The sequence below is a fragment of the Dechloromonas sp. A34 genome (genome assembly GCF_026261605.1).
Taxonomy (GTDB): Bacteria; Pseudomonadota; Gammaproteobacteria; order Burkholderiales; family Rhodocyclaceae; genus Azonexus.
In genome coordinates this window covers 4,083,525-4,104,147 of the sequence record NZ_CP102486.1, presented here as the reverse complement: position 1 = coordinate 4,104,147, position 20,623 = coordinate 4,083,525, and the positions used below count along the sequence as shown (strand labels likewise).

At 58.4% G+C, this 20,623-nt stretch carries 23 protein-coding genes; 17 read left to right on the top strand and 6 right to left on the bottom strand.

Features of this window, described 5'->3' with window-relative positions; genetic code table 11:
* Positions 1 to 20 precede the first annotated feature (20 nt).
* From NQE15_RS20445 to rpsT, 3 genes are all read left to right on the top strand, one after another.
* Complete coding sequence (locus tag NQE15_RS20445; RefSeq protein ID WP_265944215.1) at positions 21 to 4,748, top strand: pilus assembly protein; 4,728 nt, start codon at positions 21 to 23, stop codon at positions 4,746 to 4,748.
* A gap of 14 nt (positions 4,749 to 4,762) precedes the next feature.
* Complete coding sequence (locus tag NQE15_RS20435) at positions 4,763 to 5,170, top strand: type IV pilin protein (protein WP_323054917.1); 408 nt, start codon at positions 4,763 to 4,765, stop codon at positions 5,168 to 5,170.
* A 145-nt stretch (positions 5,171 to 5,315) separates the two neighbouring features.
* Positions 5,316 to 5,585 (top strand): 30S ribosomal protein S20, encoded by a 270-nt coding sequence (rpsT, locus tag NQE15_RS20430; RefSeq protein WP_011288763.1) that lies wholly within the window; start codon positions 5,316 to 5,318, stop codon positions 5,583 to 5,585.
* 62 nt (positions 5,586 to 5,647) lie between these two features.
* Here the strand turns inward: rpsT and NQE15_RS20425 are convergent, their stop codons facing one another.
* From NQE15_RS20425 to NQE15_RS20415, 3 genes are all read right to left on the bottom strand, one after another.
* On the bottom strand, positions 5,648 to 5,947 hold the full coding sequence (locus NQE15_RS20425; RefSeq protein WP_265944207.1) for a DUF3579 domain-containing protein: 300 nt from the start codon (positions 5,945 to 5,947) through the stop codon (positions 5,648 to 5,650).
* A gap of 192 nt (positions 5,948 to 6,139) precedes the next feature.
* Complete coding sequence (locus NQE15_RS20420) at positions 6,140 to 6,316, bottom strand: hypothetical protein (protein ID WP_265944205.1); 177 nt, start codon at positions 6,314 to 6,316, stop codon at positions 6,140 to 6,142.
* A 28-nt stretch (positions 6,317 to 6,344) separates the two neighbouring features.
* On the bottom strand, positions 6,345 to 7,121 hold the full coding sequence (locus tag NQE15_RS20415; protein ID WP_265944203.1) for a ParA family protein: 777 nt from the start codon (positions 7,119 to 7,121) through the stop codon (positions 6,345 to 6,347).
* 139 nt (positions 7,122 to 7,260) lie between these two features.
* Between NQE15_RS20415 and NQE15_RS20410 the strand changes: the two genes are divergently transcribed.
* The 6 genes from NQE15_RS20410 to NQE15_RS20385 are packed head-to-tail and all read left to right on the top strand — an operon-like array spanning position 7,261 to position 11,671.
* Positions 7,261 to 8,433 carry an aspartate aminotransferase family protein gene (locus NQE15_RS20410; RefSeq protein WP_265944202.1) on the top strand — a complete coding sequence of 391 codons (1,173 nt, stop codon included), beginning with the start codon at positions 7,261 to 7,263 and terminating at the stop codon, positions 8,431 to 8,433.
* Between the two features lie 3 nt (positions 8,434 to 8,436).
* Positions 8,437 to 9,357 carry an ornithine carbamoyltransferase gene (argF, locus tag NQE15_RS20405; RefSeq protein WP_265944200.1) on the top strand — a complete coding sequence of 307 codons (921 nt, stop codon included), beginning with the start codon at positions 8,437 to 8,439 and terminating at the stop codon, positions 9,355 to 9,357.
* Between the two features lie 32 nt (positions 9,358 to 9,389).
* On the top strand, positions 9,390 to 10,625 hold the full coding sequence (locus NQE15_RS20400; RefSeq protein WP_265944198.1) for an argininosuccinate synthase: 1,236 nt from the start codon (positions 9,390 to 9,392) through the stop codon (positions 10,623 to 10,625).
* A gap of 3 nt (positions 10,626 to 10,628) precedes the next feature.
* Positions 10,629 to 10,853: a DUF2788 domain-containing protein gene (locus tag NQE15_RS20395; RefSeq protein ID WP_265944196.1), complete on the top strand. Its 225-nt coding sequence runs from the start codon at positions 10,629 to 10,631 to the stop codon at positions 10,851 to 10,853.
* On the top strand, positions 10,854 to 11,171 hold the full coding sequence (locus tag NQE15_RS20390) for a pyrimidine/purine nucleoside phosphorylase (RefSeq protein WP_265944194.1): 318 nt from the start codon (positions 10,854 to 10,856) through the stop codon (positions 11,169 to 11,171).
* A gap of 5 nt (positions 11,172 to 11,176) precedes the next feature.
* Positions 11,177 to 11,671 (top strand): YajQ family cyclic di-GMP-binding protein, encoded by a 495-nt coding sequence (locus NQE15_RS20385; protein ID WP_265944193.1) that lies wholly within the window; start codon positions 11,177 to 11,179, stop codon positions 11,669 to 11,671.
* Between the two features lie 68 nt (positions 11,672 to 11,739).
* Here the strand turns inward: NQE15_RS20385 and NQE15_RS20380 are convergent, their stop codons facing one another.
* A complete protein-coding gene (locus NQE15_RS20380; protein ID WP_265944191.1) occupies positions 11,740 to 12,453 on the bottom strand; it encodes a type 1 glutamine amidotransferase in 714 nt (237 codons plus the stop codon).
* 22 nt (positions 12,454 to 12,475) lie between these two features.
* Between NQE15_RS20380 and NQE15_RS20375 the strand changes: the two genes are divergently transcribed.
* The 8 genes from NQE15_RS20375 to NQE15_RS20340 all read left to right on the top strand — a co-directional run bounded on the left by NQE15_RS20375 (position 12,476) and on the right by NQE15_RS20340 (position 19,480).
* A complete protein-coding gene (locus tag NQE15_RS20375) occupies positions 12,476 to 13,117 on the top strand; it encodes a retropepsin-like aspartic protease family protein (protein WP_265944189.1) in 642 nt (213 codons plus the stop codon).
* Positions 13,118 to 13,127: 10 nt separating this feature from the next.
* Entirely contained in the window at positions 13,128 to 13,385 is a 258-nt protein-coding gene (locus NQE15_RS20370; protein ID WP_265944186.1) for a hypothetical protein, read from the top strand.
* Positions 13,382 to 13,975, top strand: a complete 594-nt coding sequence (locus tag NQE15_RS20365; RefSeq protein WP_265944184.1) for a CoA pyrophosphatase — start codon at positions 13,382 to 13,384, stop codon at positions 13,973 to 13,975. The genes NQE15_RS20370 and NQE15_RS20365 overlap by 4 nt, the downstream gene beginning before the upstream one ends.
* Before the next feature lie 64 nt (positions 13,976 to 14,039).
* The gene (locus NQE15_RS20360) at positions 14,040 to 14,963 is read left to right on the top strand and encodes a CobD/CbiB family protein (RefSeq protein WP_265944182.1); all 924 of its coding nucleotides are present in this window, start codon (positions 14,040 to 14,042) and stop codon (positions 14,961 to 14,963) included.
* Positions 14,964 to 14,986: 23 nt separating this feature from the next.
* Positions 14,987 to 16,168: an acetyl-CoA C-acyltransferase family protein gene (locus NQE15_RS20355; protein WP_265944180.1), complete on the top strand. Its 1,182-nt coding sequence runs from the start codon at positions 14,987 to 14,989 to the stop codon at positions 16,166 to 16,168.
* Between the two features lie 202 nt (positions 16,169 to 16,370).
* A complete protein-coding gene (locus NQE15_RS20350; RefSeq protein ID WP_265944178.1) occupies positions 16,371 to 17,783 on the top strand; it encodes a circularly permuted type 2 ATP-grasp protein in 1,413 nt (470 codons plus the stop codon).
* A gap of 14 nt (positions 17,784 to 17,797) precedes the next feature.
* A complete protein-coding gene (locus tag NQE15_RS20345; protein WP_265944176.1) occupies positions 17,798 to 18,745 on the top strand; it encodes an alpha-E domain-containing protein in 948 nt (315 codons plus the stop codon).
* The gene (locus tag NQE15_RS20340; RefSeq protein ID WP_265944174.1) at positions 18,746 to 19,480 is read left to right on the top strand and encodes a proteasome-type protease; all 735 of its coding nucleotides are present in this window, start codon (positions 18,746 to 18,748) and stop codon (positions 19,478 to 19,480) included.
* A 4-nt stretch (positions 19,481 to 19,484) separates the two neighbouring features.
* Here NQE15_RS20340 and NQE15_RS20335 read toward each other — a convergent pair whose 3' ends face one another.
* Together NQE15_RS20335 and ureG are read right to left on the bottom strand one after the other, a co-directional pair.
* Positions 19,485 to 19,790, bottom strand: coding sequence for a hypothetical protein (locus tag NQE15_RS20335; RefSeq protein ID WP_265944172.1), 306 nt, complete (start codon positions 19,788 to 19,790; stop codon positions 19,485 to 19,487).
* Between the two features lie 219 nt (positions 19,791 to 20,009).
* Positions 20,010 to 20,621 carry an urease accessory protein UreG gene (ureG, locus tag NQE15_RS20330; protein WP_265944170.1) on the bottom strand — a complete coding sequence of 204 codons (612 nt, stop codon included), beginning with the start codon at positions 20,619 to 20,621 and terminating at the stop codon, positions 20,010 to 20,012.
* Positions 20,622 to 20,623 lie beyond the last annotated feature (2 nt).

The following is a 20,623-nucleotide window of genomic DNA, read 5'->3' as shown; positions in this document are numbered from 1 at the left end:
GCGGCTAATTGGAGGTCAAAATGAAAAAGTCACTTTTGGGTTTGCTGATGGCAGTACTTGCCTGTGCCTCGGTGCAGGCTGGTGTCATTGCTCAGGACCCCCTGTTCATCAGCGCCCAGGCCGATCCGCGAGTCATGCTGGTGGCGTCCCGCGACCACCAGTTGTTTATCAAGGCCTATACCGACTATTCGGATCTCGATGGCGACGGTTTTCTCGAGACGACCTTCACACCGTACATCGATTACGACGGCTATTTCAATCCTCGGAAGTGTTACGCCTATGAGAGCGGCCGCTTTGTAGCGAAGGCAGCAGCGACAGCGGAGACTGTTACTGTCACGTTTCCGAATGCTACAACGGCAAGCAAAACGCAGTACGTCTGCGCCAGCCAGTGGAGCGGCAACCTGTTGAATTGGGCGAGCATGACCCGCGTGGATGTGCTGCGCAAGGTCTTCTATGGGGGTTACCGCTCGACAGATGACGAGACGGAAACAGTCCTTGAGCGCGCCCACCTGCCCCGTGACGTCCATGCCTTTGCCAAGGTGTTCGATGCGACCACCACGGCCAATATGAGCAAGTTCACCCCGTACACAACACAAACGGTGATCAGCTTCTGCAACCTGACCAATGACGGCGGCAGTGCATCGAAATCATCGACCAATCCACCTGTCATGCAGATTGCCAATGGGGCATTTCGGCTCTGGGCGGCCAACGAACATCCGCAGTGTGGAACGGGGGTGGGAACCAAGCCGGCTGCATTGGTCGCGACCCTGAATGCCCGGGTCAAGGTGTGCGATAACGTTGGTGGTGCCGATACGCTCAGCGGCCCGGGGCCGAAGTGCAAAACCTACCTGAAGTCGGGCTCGGCAAAAAAGCCGATTGGACTGCTGCAGCAATATGGTGACGCCGATGTATCGCTCAGCCTGAAATTCGGTCTGATGACCGGTAGTTGGGCGCACGGCAAATCAGGCGGGGTACTGAGAAAGAATATTGGTGGCCTGAGTAACAGCAGTGGCAAGTATCCGAATAGCTATAACTGCGCGACTGCAGGGGAGGGATTTGTCTCGAGCTCGACCGATGAGATAGATTTCTGTACCGGTGTATTCGTCAACAAGCAGGGGTTGCCGCGAAGTGCTTCCGGGATCGACGACTTGCCGGCAACCGGTGGGATTATCGGTACCTTCAACAGATTGAGGATTGCTGGTTGGAGTGGCGACAAATACGACGGGTCTTGTGCTAGCCCCGGGGTAACCTCTTTTGCCAACGGTAATTGCGTGGACTGGGGAAATCCGATTTCCGAGATGTATCTGGAGTCGCTGCGCTACCTTCAGGCTGGAAATGCCACGGATAAACTGGCGACCGATACCAGTGCGGCGGCTCCGACCGCAGCCTTTGACGGTAGCGACGCCTCCTATATTGCAGGGCTGCCGAAACTCAGCTGGAAGGATCCCATTCCGGCGACCGAGTGGTGCGCCAAGTCGAATATCGTAATGATTTCTACCGGCTTGAACTCGTTCGATTTTGACGAGACCTCACACTCGTTAGCGGATTGGTCAAAAACCACTGCTGCTTTGACTAATGAGGTTGCCGACGCTTCTCATGAAAAACTCAGTGGCAATTTCATGATTGGTAGCGTGACCGGAGCTTCCGATTACCAGTCGGTCTGTTCATCGAAAACCTTGTCGACCCTGGCGCAGGCATCCGGGATTTGCCCGGAGGTGCCGAGTGTGGAGGGCAGTTACCACGTTGCAGGCCTGGCTTTGGGAACTTCGCAGTTCGACTTGCGCTCAGGCTATGCCGCCAAGCGTACGGCGCTGTGGGGTAAGTCCAAGAAGGTTTATGCCGACCGCCAACCGTTGACCACATTTGCCGTTGCCTTGGCCGAAAATCTTCCTGACTTTTCGATTCCGGTCGGATCTAGCGGTAAGGAAATCACCTTCATCCCATTCTGCCAGGCTAATTCGACGGCTGCGGCAGCGCTCGGCGATGCCGGCTGGCGAGCTTGCAGCATGGTCGATCTCGAGGTCGAGCCCGGCACGAACCAGACAGCGGGCAGTTTCAAGATCATGTGGGAGGACTCGACCTGGGGGAACGACTACGACATGGACGGTGTCGCCCACATTCGCTATTGCGTTGGCGCGGCTTGCAATGCTTACGCCGGCAATAACGGGATGCCGGCCGTTCCTGACGCCAACACGCTATATCTCAAGGTTGCCTCGATGACCGCTGCCGCAGGCCATGCGCTGAAGTATGGCTACACGATTTCCGGCAGTACGGCAGATGGCACGGTAATGAATGTGCTGCGCCCTGGTGGGGCAAATCATTCGACCTATGATGCAAATAGCGAGTTCACAAGACCGGATGCAACCTGGACTGCGCCAGTTTGGGTCGCCTACACGCCATCGGCAAGCACGACCGCCAACCTGATGCAAAATCCGCTCTATTACACTGCCAAATATGCAGCCTGGCCAGACTGGGACGTCAAGGACAATGCCACGCGCCTCCCCAAGGTTAACGGAGATGGCCTGGCTGACAATTTCTTTCGGGTGCGTAACCCCGCTGGTCTCGACCAGGCCATCGGTTCGGCACTAAAGGAATCGCTGGCTGATCCATCGTCGTCATCGTCAATTGCCACCAATTCGACCCGCCTCGATACCGATACCTTCGTCTATCAAGCGCGATTCAAGGCAACCGACTGGAGTGGTCAGGTATTGGCTTATCCGCTTGTCACCACCACGGTTACAGTTGCCGGTGTTGACACAACGACTACCGCTTTGGGAACGCTCGCCTGGGATGCCGGGCTGTTGGCGAAGTACCCGGCCGAAGTTGATCGTCGGATCTACACGATTAATCACACGGCGGTGGCGATGCCGAAGGGGATCGATTTCAAATGGGCCTCCCTCACCGCGAAACAAAAGGCCGGTTTGGATAATGCGAATGCCGCAAACAGTTCTTCGCCGGTCCTTGACTACTTGCGTGGTGATCAGAGCCAGGAGTTGAAGGACACTTCGGTTCCTAGTGACGGAACCTACGAAACGGGTATTTATCGGCCGCGCACGTCGCTGATGGGGGATATCATCAATTCCGACCCCGTGTTTGTCGGTGGGCAGAATTTCTCCTACGGCAATATCAGCGGCATCACGGGCTACGAGTTCTATGCCGCTCAGGTGGACAAGAAATTCACGAGTACGGGAGCAGTCAAGAATCCGCTGATTGTGGTCAATTCGAACGACGGCATGATGCATGTCATCGATGCCAAGAACGGCAACGAAATTTTCACCTATCTCCCGAGTTGGCTGATCTGTGCCGACGAGACGGCGTCAACAGGGTGCACTAGCGGCGCTGACAGTAGCTTGCTCCGTAACCTTCTGGATCCCAATATCAGCCACCGCTATCTTCTCGATGGCAATCTGGTGGTTGGCGATGCATACATCGATACCGGTGCCGGCGTGACCTGGAAGACCGTGCTGGTCGGCGCTGCCGCAGCCGGTGGGAAGGGCATTTTCGCATTGGATCTGACCAAGAGCTATGACGGTACGGGGAGCACAACATCATCCTCCACCGTCGCTGAAACCCAGACCAACTACGCCGCGCTGACGGCTTCGGACACGGTTCTCTGGGAGTTCACCGACAAGATCGGTGATGCCGATCTTGGCTACACCTACGGTCAGCCGGTTATTGCCAGAATGGCCAATGGCACCTGGGCGGCCATCTTTGGTAACGGTTACGGTTCTGCCAGTGGGAAAGCTGCCCTTTACATTGTCAAATTGAGTGACGGTACGCTGATCAGGAAAATCGAAGTGGACGACGGATTGTCCGGTGCAAATGGTCTTTCGGCACCTGCCGCAATCTTCGATTCGGGAACCGGTGCCTTGTCGGCGATTTTTGCCGGGGATTTGAAAGGCAACCTCTGGAAATTCGACGTTTCTCAAAACAATTCTGGCAACTGGAAAGTAGATAACGGTAACGTGAGCACGCCAAAGCCATTGTTTACCGCATCTGACGATGTCGGAAATCGCCAGCCGATTACCGCAGGCCTCGATATTGGCGCGCATCCTGTTGGCGGTTACCTGGTTTACTTCGGAACGGGGAAGTATTTCGAAAAGAATGACAACACCACGACCGCACAACAGACGATCTATGCCATATGGGATAAAACGGCCAGCAACGATGAGATCGCGGCGACATCTGTCGACACCGGGGCGGAAAAGAGTGTCGTGCTGCAAAAGCATTCAATTCTGGTTGAGATGAATAACCCGTTGGCTGCCGGGGGGCAAATCAGGATTACCGACGACACAGGCTCCATCAACTGGGCAAACAAGCGCGGCTGGTATCTGAATATGGGTACCACTTCGCGTGAGCGCGTTGTCACCCAGCCGATTCTCCGGAACAAGCGCGTTATCTTGACGACAATGATTCCCAGCGCCTCGCCATGCGATTTCGGTGGGACAAGCTGGATCATGGAATTCGATCCGGAGACTGGAAACCGTCCGTCCTTCTCGATTTTCGATCTGAACGACAACGGAAGCTTTACCAGTGGTGACTTCGTTACGGTCACGATTGGTGGCGTCAGCGTCAATGTTCCGGCTAATGGCATCAAGTCAACGGAGGGTATTATCAAGTCGCCAGCAATCATCTCCGGGGGCGGCAAGGAATACAAAATTAGCAGTGGAACGACTGGGAATGTGCTGATGGTGTCCGAGCAGGGATCGACCACGCGCCCGCGCCCGGCCTGGCGCCAGCTTCAATAAGAAAGGGGAGGGTTATGAAACACAAGGGTTTCACGTTGATCGAGTTGATGATTGTTATTGCGATTGTTGGATTGCTGGCTGCCATTGCCTATCCGAGTTACCAGGAATACATCGCCAGGGCGAGGAGGGCTGATGCAAAAACCGTATTGCTCGAAAACGCGCAATTTCTTGAGCGCTTCTATACGCAAAACGGCACTTATATAGGAGCTGCTTTGCCGATTACCGAGGCGCCGAAAGACGGCGGTGCAAAATTCTATGACGTTAGTTTCGTCGCGGCACAAACAGCTACCGCTTTCCAGATTCAGGCGGTACCAAAAAATGCGCAAGCCAGTGATAAATGCGGAACGCTGCTCGTGAACCAGTCGAATCAGAAGTCAGTTTCCGGCGCGACCGTTGATAGTGCTACCTGCTGGAACAATTAACCTCCTGTCCGGGGCTCGTGGTTAAGCAGTGCTTTTGGTCGCTGTGCCGAATTAACTGTTGATTGTCGGATGATGTAACTTGTCATGGGCAAGAATTTTTTGGTATACTAGCGGACTCAGATTTTTCGATACCGGATACTCCAATATGGCCAATAGCGCACAAGCCCGCAAGCGCGCCCGTCAAGCTGACGGGCAGCGTTCCCATAACGCCAGCCTGCGTTCGACCCTGCGTACCGCAATCAAGCGCGTGCGTCAGGCGATCGAAGCCGGCGACAAAGCCGCCGCTCAAGGCGTCTTCCAGCAGTCAGTTGCGGTGCTCGATCGCATTGCAGACAAGAAGATTGTTCACAAGAACAAGGCTTCGCGTACCAAGAGCCGCCTGTCGGCGCAGATCAAGGCGCTTGCTGCTGCCTGATTGCGGTTTGCCACAATAAAAAAGGCACCTTCGGGTGCCTTTTTGTTTTTGGCGCGTTATCGTTATTTCTTGTTTTCCAGTGAGCAGACGCCGTCGATAATCTGCAGGTCGTTGTCTTGTGCAAAATTCAGCATGAAGCGATAGGCCATGGGTTCGATCTCTCCAAGGCGGCCATCTATGAAAACGGCTTTTTCGCCGTTGTAATCTCCAGGGCCGACATAGGGCGAATATTTCATCTTGCGTTCCGCGCCAAAGGCGGACATCACGCCACAGAGTCGCTCGGCCCAGTCGCTGGGGCGAAATTTTTTTCCCTGTTTGGTGAGGCCGACAATGATGAAAGCGGTCGATTCTGATGTTGTCATTGTTCTACTCTGCGTTTGCGGGCGTTGCGACCTTTTTTCTGCATTCTAGCAGAAGCCCCCTGTCAGTGGCAGTATTGCCCGTCTTGAAGGGGGAAGGTCTTTTGCATTAGTGGGGTAGATTGTTTTTGTAGAATCAGCTGCATATACTGAAGCTACTGCTTTGATCTGGCGGGGGTTTTTATGCAGATTGCTTCAATCACCAAGTATCTTTTCCGGATACGCACGCGTAACGGTGTTGTTGTCGAAAATCTCTCCATTTTTGGTCGCGACGAGGCCGAGGCGTGTCGCAAATTGCGACAAATTTACAATGATTGCGACGTCCTCGAATGCCGCTTTCAGCACGCTTTGAAGTCTGGCCGAAACGGCCATCTGAATTACGAAGAGGTGGTTGATTTGATCATTGCATCGTAAGTTGCAGATCACCTCGCTCGATCAGTTCGGTGAGCAGTTTCTGGTAGTCGTGAGCGCCTGGACTGGATGCGTTGTGGCGGAAAACGTCCCGGTTGAGCGACGGGCTCTCGGCAACTGCGACATTTTCCGAAATGACGGTGTCCAGTACCTCATCCCCGTAGCGTTCGCGGAGTTTTCGGCGAACATCGTCGCTCATGCGGCGACGGCGATCGAAGCGGGTGAGCAGGTAGCGGCGCTCTACCCGGCGCTTGATTACCGGTTCAAGCACTTGCAGGGTGCGCGTGATATGTTCGGCTGCTTGTAGCGAGAGGTAGTCGGTGGAGACCGGTATGATCAGGCGGTCGCACGCAAAGATCGCGTTCAGGGCGAGAACGCCAATATACGGGCAGCAGTCGATGATACAGGGACGGTTTGGATGGCTGTCCTCTGTGGCTTCGAGGCCGAGACGCAGTTTGTTCAGAATGGCGGGCCCCTTGCCGAAGATGGAGTCGACCTTGATCAGTTGTTGATGGGCCGGGATCAGTTGTCCGATACCTTCCCAGGCGACTTCGAGTTCGCGCAGATTGCGTGTGTCCTGGTAAAACGCGAAGAGGCTGCGGTTGGCTTCCGTTGGGGCGTGGCCGTGGATGCTGGAGAGGTGGCCCTGGGGGTCGAGATCGAGTAGCAGCGGCGGGGTTCCGGCGCGCCCCATTGCGGCGCCGAGATTGAGCGCGGTCGTCGTTTTTCCGACGCCCCCCTTCTGGTTGAAAATGGCAATGCGCATGGTTTTTGTCGTTCTATACAAGGCTCTATTTTTCACTTAACATTCAGCTTTCTGCAACTCTTTTGGGGGTTTTCTACCCTTTCGAGTGGCGGTCGTTCCGGCGGCAATAGCCGCCGTTTTCGTTTTTTGGGGTTGCCTGATGTCGCATGTCATGAATACCTATGCCCGGTTGCCGGTGGCGTTTAGTCACGGTCAGGGTAGCCGGATTACCGATACCGAGGGTAAGGAATATCTCGACGCGTTGTCCGGGATTGCCGTTTCCACTCTCGGCCATGCTCATCCCCAGCTGGTTTCGGCGATTTCCGCCCAGGCGGGGCGCATGTTGCACACCTCCAATCTTTATCAAATTCGCGAGCAGGAACTGCTGGCAGACAAATTGGCCGAGATTTCTGGCATGCAGGAGGTATTTTTCTCCAACTCGGGCGCCGAGGCCAACGAAGCAGCGATCAAGCTGGCCCGGTTTTATGGCCACAAGAGAGGCGTCGAGAACCCGACCATTATCGTCATGGAAAAAGCTTTCCATGGCCGGACGATGGCCACGCTGTCTGCTACGGGAAATCGCAAGGCGCAGGCTGGCTTTGAGCCGCTGGTCTCTGGTTTCATCCGCGTTCCTTACGACGATCTGGATGCAATCAAGGCAGTTGCCGAGCACCACACGAATGTTGTCGCGGTCATGCTGGAAATCATTCAGGGGGAGGGGGGGGTACATCTGGCATCCCTCGAGTATCAGAAGGGCTTGCGCCGGTTGTGCGACGAGCAGGGCTGGCTGTTGATTTGCGACGAAGTGCAGTGTGGGATGGCCCGGACTGGAAAGTGGTTCGGCTATCAGCACGCCGGTATCCAACCGGATATCGCGACGCTGGCCAAGGGGCTGGGTTCCGGTGTGCCGATTGGCGCCTGCCTGGCCGGCGGCAAGGCGGTCGGTCTGTTCGGGCCGGGCAATCATGGCTCGACCTTCGGTGGCAACCCGCTGGCCTCTGCCGCCGCACTGACCACCATTGAAACCATCGAACAGGATGGTCTGATGGCCAATGCCGAGTGTGTCGGCGCCTTGATCCGTTCCTTGATGGCCGAAGCTCTCGCCGGTACCAAAGGCGTTGTCGATATTCGTGGTCATGGGCTGATGATCGGCATTGAGCTGGATCGCCCGTGTGGTGAGCTGGTTGGCCAGGCGCTGGCTGCCGGGCTGTTGATCAACGTGACGGCCGACAAGGTGATTCGTTTCCTGCCGCCGCTGATTTTCAGTGAAAACGATGCCCGGGAGCTGGTCAGTCGTTGTGTTCCCCTCATCAAGGACTTTCTGGCGGCCTAAACCATGGCGATCAAACATTTTCTCCAGTTCAAGGATTTCACGCGCGACGAGTTGGAATACGTTTTCGAGCGTACGCGCTGGATCAAGACTCAGTTCAAGTCCTACCAGAAATACTGGCCGCTCAGCGATCGCACGCTGGTGATGATCTTCGAGAAGGCCAGTACGCGGACCCGTCTCTCGTTCGAGGCCGGCATGCAGCAACTCGGCGGTTCGGCAATTTACCTGAACACCCGCGACTCGCAACTCGGGCGCGGCGAGCCAGTGGAAGATGCGGCGCAGGTGATTTCGCGGATGAGCGACATCGTGATGATCCGTACCTTCGAGCAGGACATCATCGAGCGCTTTGCCGCCAATTCGCGCGTCCCGGTGATCAACGGCCTGACCAACGAATATCACCCCTGCCAGATTCTGGCCGACATCTACACCTACATTGAGCATCGCGGTTGCATCCAGGGCAAGACCGTGGCCTGGGTCGGTGACGCCAACAACATGTGCAATACCTGGCTGCAGGCGGCCGAGGTGCTGGATTTCAAGGTCCATGTCTCGACGCCGCCGGGCTACGAAATCAATCCAGAGCTGGTCGGCAAGATAGACCCGGCGCGTTTCAAGGCTTTCCCCGATCCGATGGATGCCTGCCGCGGAGCCGATCTGGTTACAACCGACGTCTGGACCTCGATGGGTTTCGAAGCCGAGAACGAGGCGCGGATCAAGGCTTTCGCCGACTGGTGTGTCGATGGCGACATGATGCGCGTTGCAAATCCGGATGCAGTATTCATGCATTGCCTGCCCGCCCATCGCGGCGAGGAAGTCACCGCCGAGGTGATCGACGGGCCACAGTCGGTAGTCTGGGATGAAGCCGAGAATCGCCTGCATGTACAGAAGGCGTTGATGGAGTATTTGCTGTTGGGCTGTATTCAGGGCTGAGCGGCAGAATTAAACGAAACAAGGGAACAGAAATGAGCGATATCAAGAAAGTCGTGCTGGCCTACTCCGGTGGCCTCGATACCTCCGTCATCCTGAAGTGGCTGCAGGACACGTATCAATGCGAGGTGGTGACTTTCACCGCCGACCTTGGTCAGGGCGAAGAACTCGAGCCAGCCCGCGCCAAGGCGCTGCAGTTCGGCATCAAGCCGGAAAACATCTTCATTGACGACCTGCGCGAAGAGTTTGTCCGCGATTTCGTCTTTCCGATGTTCCGCTGCAACACCGTCTATGAAGGCGAATACCTGCTCGGCACCTCGATCGCCCGGCCGCTGATCGCCAAGCGCCTGATCGAGATCGTCAATACCACCGGTGCTGATGCCATCTCGCACGGCGCTACCGGCAAGGGCAATGACCAGGTTCGTTTCGAACTCGGCGCCTACGCGCTGAAGCCGGGGATCAAGGTCATCGCCCCGTGGCGCGAATGGGATCTGCTGTCCCGCGAGAAGCTGATGGCCTATGCCGAAAAGCACGGCATCCCGGTCGACATGAAGCACAAGCAGGGCGGTTCGCCGTATTCGATGGATGCCAACCTGCTGCACATTTCCTACGAAGGTCGCCACCTGGAAAACCCGGCGGCCGAAGCCGAGGAATCGATGTGGCGATGGACGGTTTCTCCGGAAGCCGCGCCGGACAAGGCCGAGTACCTCGACATCGAATACGAGAAGGGCGACATCGTCGCCCTCAACGGCACGCGCTTGAGCCCGGCTCAGGTGCTGGCAACGCTGAACAAGCTGGGTGGTCAGCACGGTATCGGCCGCCTCGATCTGGTCGAGAACCGCTATGTCGGCATGAAGTCGCGCGGCTGCTATGAAACCCCAGGTGGCACCATCATGCTCCGCGCCCATCGCGCCATCGAATCCGTCTGCCTCGACCGCGAAGTCGCCCACCTCAAGGACGACCTGATGCCGCGCTACGCCAGCCTGGTGTACAACGGTTACTGGTGGAGTCCGGAGCGTATCGCGTTGCAGACGCTGATCGACCACACGCAGAGCGTGGTCAACGGTGTTGTTCGCGTCAAGCTCTACAAGGGCAATGTCATCGTCGTCGGTCGCGATTCCAAAACTGATTCGCTGTTCGACCCGACCATCGCCACTTTCGAGGACGATGCCGGTGCCTACGACCAGAAGGACGCGGCCGGCTTTATCAAGCTCAACGCCCTGCGTCTGCGCATCGCTGCCAACTTGCGCGCCAAGAACGGTAAGGCCTAAGCGATGGAAGGCAACACCCTGTTCGGTTTTACCGAGGAGCAACTGGCAGATTTCGGTGCGACCTGGGGGGTGGGGTTTTTCATACTGTTCATGCTTTTCATCATCGGCGAGATCGCCTGGAAGTCGAAAGCCGGCAAGACGGGCACTTTCGTGCTCTTCTTCGTGCTGGCTTTCGGCATGGTCGGCTTTATCGCCAAATCAGTCATTCAGAAAATCTGGGGTATCTAAATGTCGCAGTACGACAATGTTTCCGTGGTCAAGAAGGCCAATGTTTATTTCGATGGCAAGTGCGTCAGCCACACCGTGGTGCTGGCCGATGGCACGAAGAAGACCGTAGGCGTGATCATGCCGTCCGCGCTGACCTTCAATACCGGCGCGCCGGAAATCATGGAAGGCGTCGGCGGCTCCTGCCGCGTCAAGCTCAAGGGCGAGTCGGAATGGACCACCTACGGTGAAGGCCAGTCCTTCAACGTGCCGGGCAATTCCTCATTCGAGATTTCGGTCGCCGAGGGCGATGCCTATCACTACGTCTGCCACTTCGGGTAAGCGCCATGCCGAGCTTTGACTTCACCTCAGAAGCGGACATGGTGGCGTTGAAGAACGCCATCGATGTGACCTCGCGCCAGATCGACAACCGTTACGACTTCAAGGGCACCACCGCCAAGGTCGAACTGAACGAGAAGGACAAGGTCATCACCCTGTGGGGTGACTCCGACTTCCAGCTTGACCAGATCAAGGACCTGCTTTTCCCAGCCATGGAAAAGAAGGAGAAGGAAAGCGTCAAGCGCCTGGATCACCAGAAGGTGGTCAGCGTTTCCGGTAACAAGGTCAAGCAGGAAATGAAGATCAAGGACGGCATCGACAGCGATCTGGCCAAGAAAATTGTCAAGTTGGTCAAGGATGGCAAGCTGAAGGTTCAAGCCTCAATCCAGGGCGATACCGTGCGCGTCCAGGGCGCCAAGCGCGATGACCTGCAGGGCTGTATTGCGCTGATCACGAAGTCGATTACCGATTTCCCGATCAAGTACGGCAACTTCCGCGACTAGTCGGGGCGCGTCAGGGGCAAATCAACGGGCAGTCGTGGACTGCCCGTTTTGTTTTCATGCGTCGCCAATCAGTGTGCCAAGCCCTTGATCCACACCGAGTAAAGTTGTTCCGATAGCTGGCGCATTGCCGGCAGGCGTTGGGCGATCTCCTGCTGCATCGCTTCCGGGGTCTGCACGCTGGGCTGGTCGGTCACGGCGATGGCCTCGTCGGCCCATTGGTCGCACCAAGTGGCGATCATTTCGGGCGTCATTTCGACATGGCATTGCATGCCGAGGTGGGGGCCGAGGGCGAACATCTGGTTGGCACAGTGTCGGTTGGCGAGCAGCCGGGTGGCGCCTGGCGGGATGCTGAAGGTCTCGCCGTGCCACTGGAAAATGGTGCCGAGCTTGCCGGCATAGTTGCCCAGCCAATGGCGGGCAATTGCGTGGTCCTCGCCACCGGCCTCGCTCCAGCCGATTTCCTTGACCGGGTTTCTTGTGACTTCGCCGCCCAGGGCTTTACTCATCAGTTGCCCGCCGAGGCAATGGCCGATGACCGGGACATTCCGCGCTGCCGCATCGCGAATCAGGGCGCAGACGGGTTCGATCCATGGCAGCGGATCATTGACGCTCATCGGGCCGCCCATGAAGCACAATCCGGAAAAATTACTGGTCGAGGCAGGCACCGTTTCGCCTTCATCGAGGGCGATCAGTCGCCACGGAATCCCTTGCTGCTCAAGGAATATGGCAAAATAACCCGGACCTTCAGTAGGGGAGTGGCGAAAGATGGCGACAGGTTGCATGGCAATGACAACGACCCGAAAAGTGAGTGCTTATTTTACGCCGCTCGTCATGGCGCTGAGCCTGTTTTCGGGGGCGGCGCTTGCCCTGGATGTCGGTCTGGCCGGAGTCATGGGCAGCAAGGCCATGCTGATGGTCAATGGTGCCGAACCACAGGCGGTGCGTATCGGTGAGTCGCTGGATGGCGTGAAACTGATCTCGATTCAGGGCGATCAGGCGATCATCGAAATTGGTGGTAAGAAACGCCCCTTGCGCGTCGGGCAGCATGCGATCGGGGCGGCCAATCCCGGCGATGGTTCCGGCAAGATCACGATGACGGCCGATGTGCAAGGGCACTTCTATACGACGGGCAATATCAACGGCACCTCGGTTCGCTTTCTGGTTGACACCGGGGCGACGATGATTTCCCTGGGGGCGAGTGATGCACGGCGAATCGGGCTGGATTTCAACCGGGGGCAGAAAGGCATGACCCAGACTGCCAACGGGCAGACCGTGGTCAGCAAGGTCCTGCTCGATACCGTACGGGTCGGCGATGTGACCCTGCACAACGTCGATGCGCTGATCCATCAGAACGAAATGCCCATCGCTCTGCTGGGCATGAGTTTCCTCAATCGGATGGAAATGCAGCGCGACGGGAGTACCATGACACTTAAAAAGCGATTCTAGGAGATAGAGAATGCCCCAACGAGACGAAGAAATTGCGCTGTTGCGCCGTGAACTTGAAATGCTGATGAACGAGCGCCAGGCGATTCTGCGTGTCGCGGGCGCTGCCACCGTGCTGATTGCCAGCCTGGATAGCAAGCGCCTGCCGGTCGGGGCGGTCGAGGCTGCCGATATGGTGGCGACCTCGATCAATGGTCTTTCCGAAGAGACCTTGCAGGATGCCTTGGCTGCGGTCAATGCAGAGATCGAGGAAGACTCCGCCAGCGCATGACGTTTGATCTGGAGCGCCTGAAAGCCAGCTTGTTAACGGAGCCGCTGGCCGCTCATTTTGTCGAGGAAGACGGTGCCGAACAGCTGACCCTGACACCGGCCGCGGTACTTTTTCCGATAGTCCTGCGCGACGACAAGCAGACGGTGCTCTTGACTCAGCGGACGGCGCATTTGCGCGATCATGCGGGGCAGATCAGCTTTCCCGGCGGGCGGGTCGAGGCTGAGGACTTGTCGCCAATCCACACCGCGCTGCGTGAAACCGAGGAAGAAATCGGCTTGTCGCGCGAGCGCATTGAAGTCCTTGGCTTTTTGCCGGAATACAGGACCGGCACGGGCTTTCGTGTAACCCCGGTGGTCGCTCTGGTGCTGCCACCCTTTGATATCCAGCCGGACCCCTTCGAGGTGGCGGAGGTTTTCGAAGTGCCCCTGGCGTTCCTGCTCGATCCAGCCAATCACCAGCAACATTCCATCCATTACCGGGGGGCGTTGCGCCAGTATTTCGCCATGCCTTACGGCGACTATTTCATCTGGGGCGCGACTGCCGGCATGATCCGTTCCCTGACCGAACGCCTGGGCCTCCATGCTGCTTGAGCTTGTGGTATCGTGGCACTTTAGTACAAATATATAAGCCGACTACGGCAATTCACGGCCCCACATGAGTCTTCTCTCGCTGATTGCTGTTTTCCTCATCGAGCAGCTGCAACCCCTCAATTACCGTCGTGCCATAGCGGAACCGCTGGGTGCCTGGGCGGATTTCATCGAATCGAGCTTCAACGCCGGCGCCTGGCGCCATGGGGTGATCGCTTGGTGCATCGCTGTGCTCGGGCCGGTGCTGGTTCTGGGTGCGATCTACGCGGGGCTTTATGCCCTGAGCCCGATTCTGGCCTGGGTGCTGAATGTTGGCGTCCTCTATCTGACCATGGGCTTCCGGCAGTTCAGCCACCATTACACCGAGATTCAACTGGCCCTGCGCCTGGGCGACCTGGAGCGGGCGCGGCAGTTGCTCGCCGAATGGCAGGGGCGGTCGACCTACGATTTGGGTTCGGAAGACATTGCCCGCCTCTCCATAGAGGGGGCGCTGGCGGCTTCGCATCGCCATGTTTTTGCCGTGCTCCTGTGGTTCATCCTGTTGCCCGGGCCTTGCGGCGCACTGCTTTACCGGATTTCGGCCATCGTTCGTGATCGATGGAACGCCGGCGATGCTGCGCTGCCAAATCAATTTCCGGTATTCTCAAGGAAGGTTTTCGGTATCATCGATTGGCTACCCCTGCGGGTGACGGCGTCAGCCTTTGCCATCGTCGGCGATTTCGAGGATGCGGTCTATTGCTGGCGGACCCAGCCGGCGCAATGGCCGGATCGCGATCTAGGCATTGTGCTGTCCAGCGGGGCAGGTGCGCTGGGCGTGCAGTTGGGCCGGCCGCTCGTCGATGGCGGGGAGGTTTCGGATCGGGCAGAACTGGGCCTGGGCGATCCGCCAGACGTTGATTTCATGCAGAGTGCGGTCGGCCTTGTCTGGCGCGCTACCGTACTGTGGATGTTGTTGCTGTTTTTGTTGGGGCTCGCCAGTCAGGTGGGCTGAATGATTCTTACAAGGAGATGTTTATGAGCAGAGAAGTCGTCGTTCTGAGCGCAGTTCGTTCCCCGATCGGTGCCTTTGGTGGTTCCCTGGCCGATTTTGAAAGCACCGAACTCGCCGGCGTGGTGATGAAGGAAGCGATTGCACGCTCCGGTGTGGATCCCCAAGCCATCAACTACGTTACCGTCGGCACCACGATGCCGACCGATTCCCGTTACGCTTACGTTTCCCGCGTTGCCTCGATCCAGGCCGGCCTGTCGATGGATTCCGTCGCCATGCAGGTCAGCCGTCTGTGCGCCTCCGGCCTGCAGGGCATCGTTACCACCGCCCAGAACCTGATGCTGGGTGATGCCGACTTCGGTATCGGCGGTGGTGTCGAAGTTATGTCCAAGGCTGCCTACCTGATGCCGGCACTGCGTTCCGGTGCCCGCATGGGTGACACCAAGGCCATCGACTCCATGGTTGCGGTGCTGACCGATCCGTTTGGCGTCGGCCACATGGGTATCACGGCAGAAAACCTGGCTGCCAAGCACGGCATTACCCGTGAAGCGCAGGACGAGTTTGCCCTCGAGTCCCAGCGTCGTGCCACGGCTGCCATCGCTGCCGGTCACTTCAAGTCGCAGATCTTCCCGATCGTCAAGCAGACCCGCAAGGGTGAAGTGGTGTTCGACACCGACGAGCACGTCAAGTCCAACACGACGATGGAATCCCTGGCCAAGATGAAGCCGGCCTTCAAGAAGGACGGTACCGTCACCGCCGGTAACGCTTCCGGCATCAACGACGGCGCTGCTTTCTTCGTGCTGGCTGCTGCTGACGTCGCTGCCAAGGCCGGTCACAAGGCCATGGCCCGCATCGCTTCCTACGCTGTTGCCGGCGTGCCGAACGATATCATGGGCGAAGGCCCGATCCCGGCCACCAAGCTGGCCCTGAAGAAGGCTGGCCTGACCCTGGACCAGATGGACGTCATCGAGTCCAACGAAGCCTTCGCGGCCCAGGCCCTGTCGGTTTCCAAGGTGCTCGGTCTCGACCCGGCCAAGACCAACCCGAACGGCGGCGCCATCGCCCTCGGCCACCCGGTTGGCTGTTCCGGTGCCTTCATCGCCACCAAGGCGCTGTACGAACTGGAACGCATCGGCGGCAAGTATGCGTTGGTCACGATGTGTATCGGTGGTGGTCAAGGTATCGCGGTTATCTTCGAACGCGCCTGATCGCTTCGGTTCATTCGCTGAACAGAACCCACCGGAGCGATCCGGTGGGTTTTTTATTTGCACCACCTTGAAATAACCATGCACCGCGATGGGGCGTTGCATGCTGAAACGATTTCGTAGTTCGATGATTTTATGCGTATTTAATCCATGGCACGGAAGCTGCTGAACTAGTGCCGAGAGCATCCTCAGCGACGAGTCCAACATGAACTTCTATAACGAAATGGTTGACGCCAACGGCGGCGTCCGCGCTCATTACCAGGGTTACGACGAATGGCTCAAGGCGACCCCGCCCGAGCGCATCGCCCGCAAGCGTGCCGAGGCCGATCTTGCCTTTCACCGCGTCGGTATCACCTTCGCCGTCTATGGTGAGGAGGCGGGCAAGGAGCGGCTGATCCCGTTCGACATCGTGCCGCGCATCATTCCGTCGGCTGAGTGGACAACCATGCAGGACGGCCTGCGCCAGCGCGTCACGGCGCTCAACATGTTTCTGCACGACGTCTACCACGATCAGGAAATCCTCAAGGCCGGCAAGATTCCTGCCGAGCAGGTGCTGAACAACGCCCAGTATCGCGCGGTGATGCAGGGGGTCGATCTGCCGGGACAGATCTACGCGCACATTGCCGGCGTCGATATCGTGCGGGCCGGTGCCGGCGAGAGTTACGTGCTCGAAGACAACCTGCGCGTGCCGTCCGGCGTCTCCTATATGTTGGAAGACCGCAAGATGATGATGCGGCTCTTCCCCGAATTGTTTGCCAAGCACAAAGTGGCCCCGGTCCAGCATTACCCGGACATGCTGCTCGAGAAGCTGCGCGCCGTCGCGCCGAAGGGGGTCAGCGATCCGACGGTCGTCGTGCTGACGCCGGGGGCCTACAACAGCGCCTATTTCGAACACACCTTCCTCGCCCAGCAAATGGGCGTCGAGCTGGTCGAGGGCCGAGATCTCTTCGTCAAGGACGAGGTGGTCTACATGCGGACGACGCAGGGGCCACAACGCGTCGACGTCATCTACCGCCGCATCGATGACGATTTTCTCGATCCGCTTGCCTTCCGTCAGGATTCGGCGCTTGGCGTGCCGGGCATCCTGAAAGCCTACCAGGCCGGCAACGTGACGCTGTCCAATGCGATCGGCACCGGCGTTGCCGACGACAAGTCGATCTACCCCTACGTGCCGGAGATGATCCGCTTCTACCTCGGCGAGGAACCGATCCTCAACAACGTGCCGACCTACATGTGCCGCAAGCCGGACGACCTCAAGTACGTGCTCGCCCACCTGCCGGAACTGGTCGTCAAGGAGGTGCATGGCGCCGGCGGCTATGGCATGCTGGTCGGTCCGGCTTCGACCAAGGAGCAGATCGAGCATTTCCGCCAGTTGTTGATCGCCAAGCCGGAGGGCTACATCGCCCAGCCGACGCTGGCGCTGTCCAACTGCCCGACCTTTGTCGAGGAGGGCATCGCGCCGCGTCACCTCGACCTGCGGCCCTTCGTGTTGTCCTCGGGCAAGTGCGTGAATATGGTGCCGGGCGGCCTGACCCGGGTCGCGCTGACCAAAGGTTCGCTGGTGGTCAATTCGTCGCAAGGCGGCGGCACCAAGGACACCTGGGTCCTCGAAGACTGATAAGGGAGAGAAAAATGCTATCGCGTACCGCCGACCACCTGTTCTGGATGTCCCGCTATATCGAGCGGGCCGAGAATCTCGCCCGCCTGCTCGACGTCACCTGGCAGATGTCCCTGGTGCCGCAAGCGCTGGAAGCGGCCAACCAGAACTGGAATGCCATCATTGCCCTGAACAGCCTCGAAGAGACTTACGCCAAGAAGTATTCGACGGTAACCGCCGACAACGTGCTGCGCTTCATGGTCAGCGACCAGGACAACTTCGCCTCCATCCACAGCTGCCTGCGCTTGGCGCGGGAAAATGCCCATGCCGTGCGCGGCACGATCACCTCCGAAATGTGGGAGACGCTGAATTCGACCTGGCTGGAAGCCCGCGAGAAGAGCTTCGAGCAGATCATCAATGGCGGGATCAGCGAGTTTTTCGACTGGGTCAAGATGCGCTCCTCGCTGTCGCGCGGGGTCACGATCGGCACGCTGCTTCAGGACAAGGCCTACCATTTCATTCGCCTCGGTACACTGCTCGAGCGGGCCGACAATACGGCGCGCATCCTTGACGTCAAATACCACGTCCTGCGCCCGCATGGCGACGAGGGGGCGACCGACTTCTACCAGTGGGGCGCTCTGCTGCGTTCCGTCTCGGCCTTCGAGGTCTATCGCAAGGTGTATCGCGACGTGATCACGCCGGAGCGGGTCACCGAACTGCTGATCCTGCGAAACGACATGCCGCGTTCTCTGCATTTCTGCATCAATGGCGTGGTCAAGAATCTCGACCTGATCGCCAACAGCCATTCCGACGAAACCCAGCGTCAAGCTGGCCTGTTGCACGCCCAACTGCATTACGCCCGGGTCGAGGACATCCTGGCGCAAGGCCTGCACGAATGGCTGACCGATTTCATGGATCGTATCTACCTGATTGGTGATGGCATCAGTAAGGACTTCCTGGTGCCGATGGCCGAGGCTGCTTAGGTGACCTATTGCGTCGCCATGAGGCTCGACGCCGGGTTGGTGTTTCTCTCCGATTCGCGGACCAATGCCGGGGTCGATCACATCAACACCTTCCGCAAAATGCATGTCTTCGAGAAGCCTGGCGAACGAGTGCTGGTGCTGATGACCTCGGGCAATCTGTCGATCAGCCAGTCGGTGGTCAATACCCTGCGCGAGAAGCTGGAGTCCAAACGGGGCAGCAATCTCAACAAGGTCCGGAACATGTTCGAGGCGGCCAAGCATGTTGGTGACTGCCTGCGCGAAATCCATACCCGGGATGCAGCAGCGATGGAGAACTTCGGCGTCGACTTTGCTTCGTCGATGATCCTCGGCGGCCAGATCAAGGGCGAGGAACAGCGAGCCTTCCATATCTACGCCGCCGGCAATTTCATCGAGGCGACGCGTGACACGCCGTATTTCCAGATCGGCGAGTCGAAGTACGGCAAGCCGATCATTGATCGCGTCATCAGTCCGCAGACCTCGCTCGACGAGGCTGCCAAATGCGCGCTGATCTCGATGGATTCGACCATCCGCTCCAACCTGTCGGTCGATCTGCCACTCGATCTGGTGATCTACGAGCGCGATGCCCTGAAGATCAAGCGTCACGTCAATATCACGCAGGACAGCCCCTACTACGGGGCCATCAGCAAGCAATGGGGCGAGCACTTGCGGCAAGGCTTTGCCGCCTTGCCCGAGCCCGACTGGAATAGTCTCTAGCCGCTTACCAGGCGCGGGCACCCATCAGGTAGGAACGGGTTTCCCGTGCCGGCAGCACTTCCTCCGGGGGGGCAATTGCGCTTACGGCAACGACCGGGGGAATGGCGACCGGCACCAGCTGGTCGCGCAGGCGCAGGACCATCACCAGCAGATCCTCGTCGAGCGCCGCTTCCTCGATTTCGGCCAGGCGCGTCCGCGCGTAGTCGGGCTCACGGGTCAGCCGTTCAAGATCGACCGTTTCGCTCAGCGTCCGTTTGACCTGCAGTTTGAAGCGGGCCAGCAACTGCGCCATTTCCAGCTGTTTTTCCATCGACACGATTTCTCCCTATTGATCCTGCAATTCCAATTGCGATGCTGCAGTGCAGCGAAAATCGTGCCGGATTCCTGTCTGGCATGAGACGGCAGCGGAATCATGGACTTAGCCGTAAAGCCTTGGCGCAAGAGCGTTTCGCGTGATTGGCCGTGGTGCATGCGGGGCGCGGGGCGAGCCGAAGTGGTGCGCCCGGCAAGCCCGCCGCCGGGGCGAAGCCTAGCTGCCGAGCATGCCGCGTTCGCGGATGAAGGCGATCACCGTATCGAGCCCGTGGCCGGTCTTCAAGTTGGTGAACACGAAGGGCCGGTCGCCGCGCTGTGCCTTGGCATCATGCGCCATGACTTCCAGCGAGGCGCCGACCATCGGCGCCAGATCGATCTTGTTGATGATCAGCAGGTCGGACTTGGTGATGCCGGGGCCGCCCTTGCGCGGGATCTTCTCGCCGGCGGCGACATCGATGACGTAAAGCGTCAGGTCGGAGAGTTCCGGCGAGAAGGTCGCCGCCAGATTGTCGCCGCCCGATTCGACGAGGATCAGTTCGACGTCGGGAAAGGCGCGTTGCAGGCGGTCGATCGCTTCGAGGTTGATCGAGGCATCCTCGCGGATCGCCGTGTGTGGGCAACCGCCGGTCTCGACGCCGATGATGCGCTCCGGGGCCAGCGCCGAGTGATTGACCAGGAATTTGGCGTCCTCGGCGGTGTAGATGTCGTTGGTGACGACGGCCATGTCGATCTGCTCGCGCAGGGCCTGGCACAGGGCCAGGGTGAGGGCGGTCTTGCCGGACCCGACGGGGCCGCCGATGCCGACTCTAAGGGCTTGTTTGCTCATGG